The organism is Alteromonas sp. Mac1, from assembly GCF_001562125.1.
Taxonomy (GTDB): Bacteria; Pseudomonadota; Gammaproteobacteria; order Enterobacterales; family Alteromonadaceae; genus Alteromonas; species Alteromonas stellipolaris.
In genome coordinates this window covers 4,621,544-4,637,299 of sequence record NZ_CP013932.1, presented here as the reverse complement: position 1 = coordinate 4,637,299, position 15,756 = coordinate 4,621,544, and the positions used below count along the sequence as shown (strand labels likewise).

The 15,756-nt window shown below is 45.3% G+C and carries 9 protein-coding genes; 4 read left to right on the top strand and 5 right to left on the bottom strand.

Features of this window, described 5'->3' with window-relative positions; all coding sequences use genetic code 11:
* Positions 1-9 precede the first annotated feature (9 nt).
* Both AV939_RS19650 and AV939_RS19645 read right to left on the bottom strand, forming a co-directional pair.
* Positions 10-3,870, bottom strand: a complete 3,861-nt coding sequence (locus AV939_RS19650; RefSeq protein WP_057795138.1) for a translocation/assembly module TamB domain-containing protein — start codon at positions 3,868-3,870, stop codon at positions 10-12.
* A complete protein-coding gene (locus tag AV939_RS19645) occupies positions 3,867-5,681 on the bottom strand; it encodes an autotransporter assembly complex protein TamA (RefSeq protein ID WP_057795140.1) in 1,815 nt (604 codons plus the stop codon). Before AV939_RS19645 ends, AV939_RS19650 begins: the two co-directional genes overlap by 4 nt.
* A gap of 333 nt (positions 5,682-6,014) precedes the next feature.
* Between AV939_RS19645 and AV939_RS19640 the strand changes: the two genes are divergently transcribed.
* Both AV939_RS19640 and AV939_RS19635 read left to right on the top strand, forming a co-directional pair.
* Positions 6,015-8,000, top strand: a complete 1,986-nt coding sequence (locus AV939_RS19640; RefSeq protein WP_057795141.1) for an alpha/beta hydrolase family protein — start codon at positions 6,015-6,017, stop codon at positions 7,998-8,000.
* A 196-nt stretch (positions 8,001-8,196) separates the two neighbouring features.
* Positions 8,197-9,444: a multidrug effflux MFS transporter gene (locus AV939_RS19635; protein WP_057795143.1), complete on the top strand. Its 1,248-nt coding sequence runs from the start codon at positions 8,197-8,199 to the stop codon at positions 9,442-9,444.
* An 84-nt stretch (positions 9,445-9,528) separates the two neighbouring features.
* Here AV939_RS19635 and ilvC read toward each other — a convergent pair whose 3' ends face one another.
* The gene (gene ilvC, locus AV939_RS19630; RefSeq protein WP_013786748.1) at positions 9,529-11,007 is read right to left on the bottom strand and encodes a ketol-acid reductoisomerase; all 1,479 of its coding nucleotides are present in this window, start codon (positions 11,005-11,007) and stop codon (positions 9,529-9,531) included.
* Positions 11,008-11,161: 154 nt separating this feature from the next.
* Between ilvC and ilvY the strand changes: the two genes are divergently transcribed.
* Positions 11,162-12,028: an HTH-type transcriptional activator IlvY gene (gene ilvY / locus AV939_RS19625; protein WP_057795145.1), complete on the top strand. Its 867-nt coding sequence runs from the start codon at positions 11,162-11,164 to the stop codon at positions 12,026-12,028.
* 100 nt (positions 12,029-12,128) lie between these two features.
* On the opposite strand, the gene AV939_RS19620 is transcribed toward ilvY, so the two are convergent.
* A complete protein-coding gene (locus tag AV939_RS19620) occupies positions 12,129-13,643 on the bottom strand; it encodes a YifB family Mg chelatase-like AAA ATPase (protein ID WP_057795147.1) in 1,515 nt (504 codons plus the stop codon).
* Positions 13,644-13,733: 90 nt separating this feature from the next.
* Positions 13,734-14,348 carry a trimeric intracellular cation channel family protein gene (locus tag AV939_RS19615; RefSeq protein WP_057795149.1) on the bottom strand — a complete coding sequence of 205 codons (615 nt, stop codon included), beginning with the start codon at positions 14,346-14,348 and terminating at the stop codon, positions 13,734-13,736.
* 446 nt (positions 14,349-14,794) lie between these two features.
* Between AV939_RS19615 and AV939_RS19610 the strand changes: the two genes are divergently transcribed.
* On the top strand, positions 14,795-15,727 hold the full coding sequence (locus AV939_RS19610; protein ID WP_057795152.1) for a branched-chain amino acid transaminase: 933 nt from the start codon (positions 14,795-14,797) through the stop codon (positions 15,725-15,727).
* The last annotated feature ends 29 nt before the right edge of the window (positions 15,728-15,756 follow it).

The window sequence follows — 15,756 nt, the reverse complement described above, 5'->3', positions numbered from 1 at the left end:
GTTAGTTAACTAATTTGTCGCTTTTTCGGCCTTTGGGATAGCAGCTTCACCGTTACTGGTATCGCTGCTTTCATGATTTTTTCCATCACCATCACCATCACCATCTTCAACACGACCTTCACTATCATCATCGTCTTTTTCTTCTCCTAAGAAGAATTCATAGTATAAATCTAAGGCGAATTCAGACTGATCTTCAATGGTGGTTTGTACCGCTTCTAAAAATAAACGAGGCAACAAGCGGTATCGCAATGCTAAATCGGGCGGGTCTTGCCTACGCCGAAGTGTGCTGCTTGAATCATTGTTACTCAACCCCACATCTACGTTATATTCAGCCGTTAACCTGTCATTAATCTGACCGGTTACTGACAGTTTGTTCTCATTAGTGCTTAAGCTGAAATCATCAATGCCTAATGCATTACCTACTTGGCCGGTTAACGTTTTGGTATTTGAAAGGCCAAAGCCCAGTAACAATGCAGTGTAGTTAGGATCTTCGCTTTCAGCGTCTGGGCCAGACCCTGTTAGCAAGTACGAGAGTACATTTTGCTGATCCATTGCAGGCTCGGAGAATAAGTTAATGCTTGGGGAATCGGCGGCGCCGTCTATTCTAATGCCAGCAATTACATCATCGTCAGTTTTGTCTGGGTCGCGAATGGCTTCAATCAGCAGCATGGGTTGATCGATAGGGCCATTAAACTGCACTTCGCCCGTTTGTATAACAAGTTGCTGGCCGTAGGCGTTGTAGCGACCGTTGAGTATTTGTAAATCACCAAAGCCCACCAAAGCAGGTTGGTTATTCACTTTTACGCCGCCGTGCAAACTTGCGGTTAAACCAAATGCTTCCAGCTTCACTTCACCTGTTTTGGCTTTATCGATATTGACCATCACAGACGCATGCACAATATCAAGGGGTTCTTCTTTAGGCGGTTCGCCGCGAAGGTGAACATCTTTGGACGGTGACACCGCGCTTTCAGGCAATGATTCAACTTCAATACGCGCCCAAGGTATGTTGACACTGCCTGATACATCAACCTTGTCGGCGGTAGCCGCTACTTTCAAATCTGGCGATACCCGCAAACGCATGTTTGGTTGGCGTACCTCAAATTTATCGCCTTTCAAATTAATGTTCGCGCTTGGTACATCAGACCAACTGAGATCGCCGTTTAGCGACCCTTTACCACCGCCCAGCAAAAACGTGCCGTCGAAGTTGGCTTGTTGGCCGTTTAACGTAATTGATTGAGTCCAGTTTTCTAGTGACACGGGCGTGTCTTGAATATCAATGGCGCCGTTTTCTATTCGTAGTTCACCTGTGAGGTCCGGTGAGTCGACAAATCCCGCCAGCGTGATTGTGCCATTCATCACACCCGTAAGGGTGCGAATAGCTGGGGATAAAGGCTTCAGTGGCGCGACATCAATGTTAAGTAGTTCCAAATTACCGCTTATGGGTTTGCGCGTTTCAAAGGGAGACGTATTCACATTGAGTGTGGCATTGCCTAAATCTTCACTGGCAATAAGCGACTTAGCTTTAAGCTCTCCCTGCTTAAAAGTACCGGTGGTTTCCACAGAATTAACGGTTATAGCGAGTGGTCGTTCTTTTCCCAACTGCCATGTGGCAGGTGATAAAGACGCCGTAAAAGTCGCATCGATAGGATCGGCTTGGGAATATTGGCCTTGGGTTTTCACCGATAAGGTTGCCGGTGCTGCTGCCGCTATTATATCCGGCGCAAGCTCGTGCGCCCACAAGCCAACAGGCAATGCCTTAGCCCATACATTCCACTTCGCTTTATTTTCTTGGTAGTTCAAGCTGGTGATGCAAAGCTCTCCCTCTTCCCTCGAGTGCCAGCAGTGTTCGCCCACATTGGCGCTAAAAGGGGCCGTGCCGACATTTAGAGAAAATGGTGATGACAACGCCCACTGCATATTAGCGAGTTTTAATTTACTCTGCTCAATTTGTCCTGCCCATGTGTTGTCTTGCCATTTGCCCGCAAGGCTTAATGCAACACTATGTTCCGGTAGGGTTACATCAAGGTCGACCTTATGGTTTGTGTATGAGCCATCAATGACAAGCTTGCCATTGATTTCGCCTTGTTGGGCTGCCGCGTTTGAAAGCCCAGGCGACACCGCAATATTTGAAAAATTAAGTGCGCCTTTGGCAACGGGGTTAGTCCATGGGCCTGTGGCTTTTATGTTGCCAGATATCGCCCCAGCTACTTCAGGGTAAAGGTCGGCAATTGCCGCTACATTAAGATCAATATCAGCGTTGATATAGCGTTTGTTTAACAGTTGCCCTACCACATCAATTTTATTTTCGGCTTGCTCTACAGCGAGCGAGGCAACCAGTAAGTCGCTGGGGCCGGAATAAACGAAAGCGCCCGCTACCGAAAAGGGTTTGTTTTGCAAAACGCCTTTTAAGTCTAAATCTCGAATACTGACTTGCGGGCCTTTTTCCGTATATTGCATCACGCTGGTAAAGCCACCTTCTAACTGCTCAGGCGCGTACTCAGAAAACTGAACCCCAGAGACATTGGTAAAGGTGGTGTTTCCTTCCCAAGAAATCGCCTCATCTAAGTACAAGGTACCGGTATTGCTAATACTGCCTTCCAACGCTTCAATTTTGGCTTCGTTCACGAAGATGTTGTGTTCTTTTAGCACCACATTTAGCGCTACAGGCACCTTGCCTACATCTGGCAAGGTGGCGGCTGCCCCGCCATCTAATAGGTAGTCGCCCATGGTGCCATTAAGGGTTAACGCGCCATCGTGTAAAGTGCCAGACTCCAAAGTGGGTAAGGGTTGTTCCTTCCACGTTGCGCTAAATGAAATGGGCAAGTTGTCGCTAAGTACGTCGGCTGACAAATTCACTTTAGCATTCATCGCCCCTTCAGTTTTAAGATCAGCTTCAAGTGCTGCTAGCGACCCTGATGCTTGAAAGTCTACTTGCTGCTGGTTGTCACTTATAAGGCCGCTACCGTTTAGTGAGACTGACAACGGATAAGCACCATCTAAGGTGATGGCAATGTCTCCATTAAGTGTTCCTTGAGGGTGTACCATATTTAAATTGGCCAAGGACACACTGGCATTAGCGAATTCAAAATCCTCAAAGGTAAATGCTGATAAGGTTTGGGCAGATTCTTCTTGGTTTAAGGTGCCATTGGTCAGTGAAAACTCCCCGATTCTTATTGGAATAGGCGATGAAACCGTGGGCAGTTCTGGGGCGGTGTATGAAAGCGAATAAGATTTTGGTAGTGATTTGTTCGTGGCACTATTGTCAGCACTACTTTCAGAGGGAGCATCATCCTTGTTCGCGTTAGCCGAAGAGGCTGTTGTTTGAGTGGATGCTTCAACTTGATGAAGGGTAACGGCTAAATCTTCAAGCGACACCGATGATATCGTCAGCTTATCATTGCCCAAGAACTCATCTAAGTTTAACTTCCCTAGTTCAACCGTCTGGCTCGGCATGTTAAGGGTAAAACGCTCAACCTTGGCTTGGCTTACTTCTATAGGTAAAGGCAGCGCAAAACTGCCTGTTTCTTCAGTGGATTCTGTTTCTGGGGCCGCGCTTAATTGCTCCACAAGTATATCGTTGGCATTTATTTCGTTAACGCAGACTCTAGGCTCAAAGATACAGCGCCACGTAACATCAAGGTACGCATACTCAGCGTGTACCCGCCACTGCGCATTTTCCCACTTAACGTTTGAAATAGTAAGGTTGTCAGCCAGGCCGCCCTCAATGCTTTCAATACTTAGCCCGCTCACTAGATTATTGGCAATAAGGCGAATAGTTGGTCCACCCAAAGGGCTAATTAATAATCCGTAAACAAACACCACGATAAGCACAGGCGTTAATAGAATGGTTGAAATTGTGCGCTTTCTCATAACTCTGGCCCCAGCATTAGATGCAGCTGCCATGTCTTTTCATCTGGTGCAAAGCCCCGAGCTACGTAAACGCGAACTGGGCCTATAGGAGATAGCCAATGAAAGCCCGAACCCACGCTGTAAGTTAATGTAGTATCTAAATCATTGGTTGCCGTGCCCGCATCGGTAAAGGCGGCAATACGCCAATTTTGTGCAATGCGGTAAGCATATTCCACGCTGGCAGTTGCCAAGTATTTTCCACCAATGGCATCGGTAACAGTGTCACCGGTTTCAGGGTCGATAACATCGTCCGTAGGGGAAATTTCTCGATAATCGAACCCACGAACACTTTGATCGCCACCGGCATAAAACCGCAGTGATGTAGGCACTTGTGAAAAGTCATTGGTTTTAATAGCGCCGAGCTCGCCTCGAATAGAAACTCGATGCACATCAGAAAAGGTACGAATGACCATGCCTTCCAATACGGATTTCACAATATTGATGTCAGAGCCAAGATTATCTCGCCCTGCTTGGGCTAAGAACTGAAAGTAATTGCCATTGTTAATATTAAGGTCGTTATCTTTGGTAATGTAAGTTATCGAGTAGCCTGGCAGTATTAGCGACGTTGTGGTGTTGTCAGTGTCGCCTTGATCGTAGGTTTCTCGTAAATAGGTGATAGAGCCATCGTGTTGCCAAGGAGAATTATCTTCTTGAAAGTAGCGGTGGGCAGCAAGTGATAAGGTTTCACTTTCAATCGAAGTATTGCTGTACTCAATGAACTGATAACCTGCTTCAAAGCTAACGTAATCTTTGGTGATATTCTGCATCGGAATGCGATAGTCAGCCGTAACCGATTGCTCGGGTTGAGAGATAAAAATATCGGACGATATTGAATGACCGCGATCATTTACCCAAGGGCGCTCCCAGCCTAATGTTACACGTGGGCCAGTGTCGGTAGCAGCACCGATAGAAACATCAAAAGCATCACGAGGGCGATGTGCTAGCGAAACCTCGATAGGTACATTTAGCCCTTCAGCGTCACTTACTACAGGCCTTGCAATAACGCGGTTGAAGTACCCTGATTGATTTAACGAACGGTTGAAGTCAGACAATTTTGCTGAGGAATAAGGTTCACCTTCTTCAAACGGAGTGAGTCGTTCAATAATCGCTTTTGCTTTGTCTTCCCCAATAAATTTCAATTTACCAAAGTTATAACGAGAGCCGCTTTGGGCAATAAGCAAAATGTTGGCTTCTTTTTCTTCTCTAACCAAATCTAACCGCGTGGCTTGCCAATAAAAATCAAAGTAGCCGTGAGATAAGGCATAATTGAACATCGATGACTTAAAAGACTCATAAACGGGTTGATTAAGCACATCCCCCTCTTTGAGTGAAAACCCATTAAAGCGGCTTCTAAAGTCGTTATCTTCTCGGCCTACACCAATAATTTCTCGGGTGACCTTTGATACAAGAAGTGGGTCGTTAAGTGAAACTGTCACAACGACCTCATCGTCCTCAGTGACTTCCACTGTTGCATCACTATTGTAATAGCCAAAGGGCTGCACGGCGGTGGCTACCGTAGCGATAACTTCGTCCTGCCAGAATGGGTCATTTAATAGCTCAGTTTCTACATCTAAATTGTTCAAGTGCAGCCGAACATTATCTTTAAGCTTATCTTGCTTTACCCCATTGATTTTGTAGGTAACTGCGTGAGCAGAGGAGATAAAAATGACAAATAGGCACAGCGATAAAAACCGAAGAGCGTAACCTTGGTGGCGCCGGGTTTTAATACACGCTAACGGCGCTTTTAGAGAAGAGAGAAAGCACGGTGGCATTGAAAAATGCGATTCCTTGTAGCAAAAAAAAGAGACGGCGCGGTTTCAGCCTTTACAAAAAAGGGGCGCTAATATGATACGAAATAAGTAACACTGCATCGACGATGCTGATAATACCATACCCCTTTATATACTGTGTATTTAGTAAAAAAGCACAACTAAAGTACAGGTTAATCTTAAATTCGTTTTAGTGTAGTGTTTGGTCTAAATGTAACTAATTATTACAATTAAACTTTCTTTTTGAATTATAAATCGTTGTATAGTGGTACAAACTTCGAGCTAATCACAGGATGAATAGTTCAATAAGGGTTGTTAATAAGCAAAGGAAAATATATGCGCTGTCGTTTTTTCTCGTGTATCCATTCAGTTACTTCTTTAGTTGTCCTATTTTTCTTCAGCTTAGTAAGCGTTTGTGCGCTAAGTGACGAAAATACCGCAGAGCCTGTAGAAAATGTCTCAGCGCCCCTGCCTTATACCGTATTTAGTGCCCTACCGGCTTATCGAATGCCCGCCTTATCGCCTAAAGGCGATAAAATAGCGTTTGTGAAGAACGTTAACGAGCCAGATGAACTATCGGTTTTGGCCACGTTTGACCTGACTACAGGTAAAATTCATTACCTTCTTCACTCAGACAACGAGAAGGTTAAAATTAATTGGTACCGGTGGGTTAACGATGAGCGAATAGTGGTTAGCGCTCGTTATGAAAGCCGTCGCGGCAATACGCGGGTCTATGACACCCGTCTACTTGCTATGAATTTTGATGCGCAAGGTGAAAAGCCTAAACACCTTCTAGATTGGCGAAGACTTAAGCGAAGAGCCGCTGACCCTAATCGTGTTCCCCAATTTCAAGATAATGTGATTGATTGGCTACCGGACGATCCTGAACACATCTTAATGGCCATCGATGTGGAAGTTTTTGCCCTTCCTTCTGTATTTAAAGTGAATGTCTATACTGGCAGCACTTCGAGGTTAGAGCGTGGGAAGCGTAGTATTAGAGATTGGGTCGTTGATAGACAGCACAATGTTCGAGTAGGTATCACACTTGACTATGACAGCGGTGAGCGTCACGTATTACTTAAAGAAGGTGACAGTTGGCGAACCCTGTTTAGTTACAATGCCATGACTGAAAAAGGACAAATGCCTCTAGGGTTCGGTCTCGATCCCAACATTCTCTACTATCAAGGTTATAAGGGAGACTACAAAGCCTTGTTTACGTTAAACCTTGAGACCAACGAGCATACAGAAATTTTCTCTGATGAAGGTTATGACGTAAATGGCAGTTTGATCTACTCTCCTGTTACCAACGATGCTATTGGTATTCGTCACCTTGGTAGACATTACTGGGACGAGCGTTATGTCGCACTTCAAAATGGCTTAGACGAAGCGTTGGTCGACTATTCCAATACACTCGTTAGCTTTAGCCGTGATGAGAAAAAATATATTGTTTATTCTGAGTCAGACACTATGCCTGGCGCCTATTTCATTGGTGACCGTGAAAAAGGTTCATTAGATTTCTTGTTTCAGCAGTATCCTAAAATTGAAGAAGGCATGCTGACTGAGCATAACCTAATCACTTACACTGCCCGTGATGATATTGAAATTGAAGCTTACTTAACCTTGCCGAAAGGAGAAGGGCCGTTCCCTACGATTATTCACCCTCATGGTGGGCCCGGTGCGCGAGATTTTAGTGGTTTCGATTACTGGACCTCGTACTTTACCAATAAGGGCTACGCGGTGCTTCGCCCCAACTTTAGAGGCTCGGAAGGTTATGGTTTCGACTTCGCGCAAAGCCAGATGAAAAGCTGGGGGCTGTCGATGCAAGATGACATCACAGATGCAGCAAACTGGATGGTTGAGCAAGGTTATGCCACCAAAGACAATATGTGTATTGTTGGCGCGAGTTACGGCGGCTACGCTGCGTTAATGGCGGCGGTGAAAACGCCTGATTTGTTTCAATGTGCAATAAGCTTTGCCGGTGTGAGTTCATTAAAGCATATCGTTATCCACGCCAGACGCTTCGTAAATTCAGACTTGGTAAAAGATCAAATTGGTGACGACTTCGATGACTTAGAATCGCGTTCTCCTTATTACAATGCAGAAGGGATAAAAACGCCGATTCTACTGGTGCATGGTGAAGAAGATCGCATAGTTAGACCGTTACAAAGTCGCTACATGGCTGATGAACTTGAAGATTTAGATAAGACCTTTAAATATGTTGAGTTAGAGTCGGGTGATCACTACTTGTCAATCCAAGGTAACCGTCATCGCTTCTTTGCTGAAATGGATGCATTTTTAAATAAGTATTTGAAAACAGAGTAAGCCGGGCTTTTTGCGGTTTTTCAAAAACAGCCAGAGCCGCCAAGTTCCACGACCAAATAGCGTGAAACTGGCGGCTTTTTGTTCATCTTTACGTTACACTTCTGCCCATTCAGCGTGCAATTTTGATGCACTAACGCGTCAATCATCACACTGAGCAACACAAGTACTATCCCCTTCTTCGTTAAATAGAGAAATTATGTCCCATTCAAGCGAGACCGCGCCTAATGCTGGCCAGCCTCAAGGAAAGCCCCCTTTAGGGTTAATTGAATTTGTCGCACTGATGGCTACCATGACATCGTTGGTGGCGTTAAGCATTGACGCTATGCTGCCTGCACTGTTGCAAATAGGCGATACGTTGAACGTTGACGAACCCCATCACACTCATCTTATTGTGACCGTATTCTTTATGGGAATGGCCTTCGGGCAGATGTTTTTTGGTCCATTTGCGGATAGTCGTGGAAGACGGCTCACTATTTTAATTGGCTTGTTTGTATTCGCGATTGGTACGTTTGTATGCATGTCGGCCACTAATTTAGAAACTATGTTGGTTGGGCGTGTGATACAAGCTTTTGGGGTGTCGGGGCCTCGCATTGCTGCTATGGCGATTATTCGTGACCTTTACGTGGGTGATGCGATGGCTCGAGTGATGTCATTTATCATGATGGTGTTCATCCTTGTGCCGATGATAGCGCCCATGGTGGGACAGGCTGTAATGACCTTTTTCGGGTGGTTTCATATATTCACCCTATTTTTAATTGTGGCAACATTAGCGGGTACATGGTTTTTCAGCAGGCAAGGGGAAACCTTACCTAGGCATAAACGCAGGCCGTTTTCATTTAAGCAGTTTTACTTGTCATCAAAATTCATCCTCACTCATGCAACAGTGATGGGATACACCTTTGCAATGGCCGGAATTTTTGGTTCGTTTCTCGCGTATTTAAGTGCTTCACAAACCATTTTCCAGGTGTACTACGGTGTGGGCGATTTGTTTCCTTACATATTTGCTGTTTTGGCTTTCTCTATTGGTTTAGCGTCTTACTTCAATGGCACCATGGTGATGAAATTCGGCATGCGCCGTTTATGTCGCTTTGCGCTTAAAGGCGTTAACGGATTTGCTGTTGTCTATCTTGCTTTATTGTTCGCTTACGATGGGTTGCCGCCACTTGTGCTTACCGTTATTACCATGTTCGTCGGTTTCTTTTTTGTGGGAATTTTATTTGGTAATTTGAACGCACTTGCTATGCAGCCATTAGGCGACATGGCAGGGCTTGGAGCCGCGATTATTGGCTCCCTTTCCAGCCTATTTTCTGTGCCTATTGCGCTGTTCGTAGATAGCTTTTTAGATGGCAATTTATACCCCATAGGCGTGGGCTTTTTTGTCTTCTTTGTGTTGGCTTACTTTGCGGTGAGATATGCAGAGCGGGTTCGCGAATGTGGGGAATAGGTAAAAACGAGTAGGCATAAAAAAGCCCGACCAAATTGGTCGGGCAAGAGGGCTTATATAAAGCACCTAACGACAGAAACTGTCCTAACCGATGATGGCTTTCATGTCAGTCATGTAGCCACGCAGGGTTTTACCTACTTGCTCAACACCGTGAGTGCGGATAGCTTCGTTAATATCAACAAGGCGCTTGTTTTCAACCTGATTAGAGGTTTCTGACAATCCCTTACCAATAACTGAAGTATCGATAGTAGGCATAAATTTCTCACGCAAAATTGGAATTGCTGCATTCGCAAACAAGTAGTTTCCATATTCTGCTGTGTCTGAAATTACCACATTCATTTCATACAAACGCTTACGAGCGATGGTATTCGAGATAAGTGGTGTTTCATGCAGTGATTCGTAGTAAGCCGACTCAGGCAAGATACCCGCTTCAACCATTACGTCGAAGGCCACTTCTACACCGCACTTGATCATGGCAACTAAAAGGATGCCGTGGTCAAAGAATTCTTGCTCGCTGATTTCACCTTCATAGACAGGTGCGTTTTCAAAACCAGTTTCACCAGTTTCTTCGCGCCATCTAAGTAGGTTCGCATCGCCGTTTGCCCAATCTTCCATCATAGTGCGAGAGAACTCACCGCTAATGATGTCGTCTTGATGCTTTTCAAACAGTGGGCGAAGCAGGTCAGTTAGTTGCTCTGACAAATCGTACGCTTTCACTTTAGCTGGGTTTGATAGGCGGTCCATCATGTTGGTTACGCCACCAATTTTAAGTGCTTCAGTGACTGCTTCTAAGCCAAACTGAATAAGTGCACCAGCATACGCTGCGTCAATGCCGTCAGCGGTCATTTTCTCAAAGGCAAGTACTGCAGCAACTTGTTGCATACCACATAAAATGGTTTGCTCGCCCATAAGGTCAGATTTAACTTCAGCTACAAACGAAGACTCAAGTACACCGGCACGATCGCCACCTGTTGCACTCGCTAATGCTTTAGCGGTATCCCAACCCTTGTTTTCAGGGTCGTTCTCAGGGTGAACAGCAATCAATGTTGGTACACCGAAACCACGCTTATATTCTTCACGTACTTCTGTACCTGGGCACTTAGGTGCACACATCACTACCGTAATATCGCTACGGATTTGCTGGCCTTCTTCAACAATGTTGAAACCATGTGAGTATCCAAGTGTTGCGCCTTTTTGCATTAACGGCATAACCGCTTCTACAACGCTTGCATGCTGCTTGTCAGGTGTTAGGTTGTACACCAAGTCAGCACTAGGAATTAGTTCCTGATATGTGCCAACGGTAAAACCATTGCTAGTAGCACGTTTGTAAGAGTCACGTTGCTCTTCAATGGCTGCTTGACGCAGCGCATAAGAAACATCTAACCCAGAGTCACGCATGTTCAAGCCTTGGTTAAGACCTTGAGCACCGCAGCCTACAATGACAATCTTTTTGCCTTTTAAGAACTGACAACCGTCAGCGAATTCTTCGCGTGCCATGAAGCGGCAGCGGCCAAGCTGATCTAGCTGCTGGCGTAGCGATAGGGTATTGAAATAATTAGCCATAAAAATTCCGAACAACATTCATTTTCGTCATTATCAACAACCAACCGTGGCGTTGACGACCTCGTCTATGACGACTTGCTACGCAGATTAAGGGATTTCTTTTGTTTTGGAAAATGATATATTTGCAAGATAATATTGCAATAAGTGAAACACTATGGATTTTCGTAGCCTTCAACTGTTTACGCATCTCGCCACAAGCCTACATTTTGGTGATACTGCGCAAGCTATGTACGTATCGCCTTCTACCCTAAGCCGCGTTATACAAAGGCTAGAGGATGAATTGGGTTGTACTTTGTTTAAGCGCGATAATCGGAAAGTGGCACTCACCCATAGCGGGCATAAATTGTTGTCTTTCTCTACTCAAGCCTTAAAAGACTGGCAACAATTGAAGGTAGACTTACGAGAAGACAGTAATTCTTTGCAAGGCGAGATAAGTTTGTTTTGCTCTGTAACGGCAAGTCAAAGCCATTTACCCGCCATATTACGTCAGTTTAGGGCCCAGCACCCAGGCGTGGATATTCGTTTAATTACTGGCGATCCCGCATTAGCCATAGATAAAGTAAAGCAGAAAGAATGCGACTTATCGATAGCGATTTATACACCTGATTTACCTACGGATTTGCACTTCTCTCCATTAGACAACGTGCCATTGGTACTGATTGCACCACGAGACTGGCGATTGACCCAATTGACGCAGGTAGATTGGACTAAACATCATGTGATCATGCCAGAGCATGGTCCCACCAGACGCATTGCCTACCACTGGTTTGCAGAGCATGGTATTCGGCCGAACGTGTATGCATCGGTAGGAGGAAATGAAGCTATCGTTAGCATGGTAGCGTTAGAGTGTGGTGTTGGCTTTGTGCCCAAAGTGGTGCTCGATCATTCCAGTATGGCAAGTTTGGTTACCCAAATTCCGGTAGATGACATTGAGCCCTATGGATTGGGCTTATGCTGTTTGCAGGATAAGCAAAACGAGCCACTTATAAACGCATTTTTACAGTTAGAAATGGCGCCCTAACCTATTAATGATAAGGCCTAAAGCCATTTAGACTGCAATCATGCCAAGCATTGTGGCTTAAGCTTTCAGGCTTGTTGTTAACCGATTATCACTCATGACATTACTGACTACTAAGTTGCTTAATTAAGGTATCCAATGCGCGATATCCTAGGGCTTCGGCTAAATGAGCGCGAGTAACCGTAGGCGCTTCAGATAAATCTGCTAACGTTCTTGCAACTTTAAGGGTGCGGTGGAACACCCGCATCGATAAATTCAATTGCTTAGCGGCCGCTTGTAAAAAGTGTAAATCTGTATCGGTTAATTGGCATAAATCAGCAAGCTCACCTGCATTTAACTGTGAATTTGGCTTACCCTGTCGAAGAAGCTGAACTTCCCTTGCCCGTAATACCCTATCCCTAGCCTCTAACATGGAATCAGACGCAGAGTTTACCGGTGGCGATAAGTCGTAACTGGCTAGCCTTGGCACCTCTACTTGTATGTCTATTCTGTCCAGTAGGGGGCCCGACAACCGATTTAGGTAACTTAACTGCTGTTGTGGGGTTAAGCGGTTGTCGTCTATATCACCAGTTGGACTGGGGTTCATAGCCGCTATTAATTGAAAATTAGCAGGGTAGGTAGCGCTCGCCATTGCGCGTGATATATGTACATCTCCCGTTTCTAAAGGCTCTCTAAGTACATCTAATGCGCGGCGGCCAAACTCGGGTAATTCGTCTAAAAATAATACGCCATTGTGAGCTAACGATATTTCGCCAGGTACGGGTTGCGAGCCACCGCCGGTAAGCGCTACAGCAGAGCTAGTATGGTGTGGGCTGCGCATATGGCGCTTTAAAAATCGCTCCACATTTAAATTTTCCCCTTTTACAGAATGGATGGAGGCAACTTCCAGCGCCTCCTGTTCAGTCATGGGGGGTAATAGTGCAAGTAACCTACTGGCCAGTAAGCTTTTGCCTGTACCTTGTGGGCCTACCATTAGCAGGTTATGGCTACCTGCTGCGGCAATGGTTAGTGCACGTTTAGCTTGGGTTTGGCCAATAATATCATCCCAGCCCATACTGCTAGATGAGGAGGCACAAGGGGTAAAGGGTTGGCCTTTATTGAGTTTTTTATTATTCGCCAAATGCTCGTAAACAGACAGAAGATCAAACGCTGGGTAGCGCGTAGCATAAGAGACTAACGAGGCCTCAACATCGTTAACACCCGGAAAAACAAGTGGTGTGTCATCGTCAGCAGCTGCAATTAAAACAGGAACAAGCCCGCTTACTGGCTTAATTTCACCGTTTAAGCCAAGTTCGCCCACAAAGGCAATGTTGAGGACGCTGGTGTCGGGAAGGTAGCCTGACGCTACCAAAATACCTACCGCAATGGGCAAATCGAAGCGGCCGCCGTATTTAGGAATATCAGCAGGGGCCAAATTAACGGTAATACGCTTTGCCGGAAAATCGAAACCACTATTAATGAGTGCACTACGCACCCGCTCTCGAGCTTCTTTTACACTGGTTTCCGCCATACCAACCAGCTGAAACGCCGGCAGGCCATTAGCCAAGTGAATTTCTACCGACACCTCGGGGGCTGCTACGCCCTGCCCCGCAAAGGTTTTAACTACTGCCATGCTCATATAATGTCGCTCTAGAAGAAAGTACTTTGGGATGAATACTTTAAGTGAGCATGGTAATAGCTGAAACTGTACTTAGGACAAGAAGAAGGACTAATTTTCGTTATAAAAGACCGGCATTTCCCAGTGCCAGCGTAAGGCTCCTAGGCGCAGTAATACCGTGGATACAAGTGCAACTGCACCGCACCACTGAGCCTCAAAGCCTAAGTACATGGCTAAGCCATAGGCCATCCCGCCAACAATGCAGGTCGTCGCGTAGAGTTCCCCGCCTAATACCAACGGCACTTCTCTACATATAACATCACGTAATAGACCACCAAAAACCCCTGTAATGGTGCCCATGGCAATGGCTACTGCAATACCTGTGTCATTGGCTAAGGCTTTTTCAATACCTACTACATTAAACAGTGCTAATCCAAAGGCGTCAGCAATAAGAAGATAATGATAAGGAAAGCGTGGGCTCAATCGTAACCAGATAATAGGAATGAAGGCAGCAATCAAGGTAGTGTAAAGATAATCGTTGTCGGCAATCCAGAATACAGGGACATCCAGCATCATGTCGCGCAGTGTTCCACCTCCTATAGCAGTGGCACTTGCCAATACAATAACGCCAAACCCGTCCATCCGTTTTTGGTACGCCATCAGGGTGCCAGAAATAGCACACACGGCTACCCCTGCTAAATTTAACCAGTGAAACCAGTCTACCATTGTATTGCGATACCCTTTTTATCTGACGAAAATAGCGTTTGAACCGCAAAATACTTGATTTCGGCGGCGGTTTCATGCTATTTCTTTGCGCATATTAATCGTGTAACGGCCAATTCACGTTTAATTGGGGTGAAAAAGCCATAGCCCTATCGTACAACCATTCATTTTAGCATTCATCCAAGGAACTGGGTGTTGCTCGTCAATTAAATCTGTAAATTCAATAGCATAAGCTTATTGTTTTTATCTGATGTCCTTTGTTTTCACGACAAACGACAGTGTTTCAATGTCAGTGATAAAGCACAGATGCGTAAATTTATGTGTCCGCGCGTCGCGTATTGCATCCAGCGTATTGGGCGCTCGCGCACTGTCATGTATCATTCGTCTCGGTATTAATATTTCCGCAAAACGCGGTTCGGGCTTTACGCTCAATTTTTGAAGGATTACTCATGGCTAAGCAACCTGCCGAACATATTTGGTTTAATGGCGAATTGAAACATTGGAAAGACGCTACTGTTCACGTAATGACGCATGCTATTCATTATGGTTCGTCTGTATTTGAAGGTGTGCGTGCATACGACACGCCGGATCAAGGTACTTGTGTTTTTCGTTTAAACGATCACAACCGTCGCTTGTTCGATTCAGCGAAAATTTATCGTATGACCATTCCATACACGTTAGATCAAATAAACCAAGCTACCCTTGATATCATTCGTGAGAACAAATTGAAATCAGCGTACATTCGCCCTATCGCGTTTTACGGTGATATTGGTATGGGACTTCAAGTGCCTTTTGGTACGGAAGCTGAAGTTGCCATTGCTGCATTTGAATGGGGCGCTTACTTAGGTGAAGAAGCCCTTAAAAATGGTGTAGATGCTGGTATTTCTTCTTGGAACCGCTTAGCCGCTAACACTATGCCTACTGGCGCTAAAGCCGGTGGTAACTACTTATCTTCACAACTTATTTCGATGGAAGCGCGTCGTCATGGCTACGGAGAAGGTATTGCCCTTGATACTAACGGTTATATCAGCGAAGGTGCGGGCGAAAACATTTTTGTTATTCGTGACGGCATTGTGATTACCACGCCTAAAACTGCAGCCATTCTTCCTGGTATCACTCGTGATACGTGTATGACGCTACTTAGAGATAAAGGTTACGAAGTTCGCGAAGAAAATATTCCTCGTGAAGCTATGTACTTAGCAGATGAAGTCTTCATGTGTGGTACAGCGGCAGAAGTAACGCCAGTACGCAGTGTAGATGGCATTGAAGTAGGTGCGGGCGGCCGTGGCCCAATCACCAAAGAAGTACAAGATATGTTCTTCGGTCTTTTCAACGGTACTACTGAAGACAAATGGAACTGGTTAACACCGGTTTACAAGTAATTAATTTAGCTATTTATTAAACGGGAAGG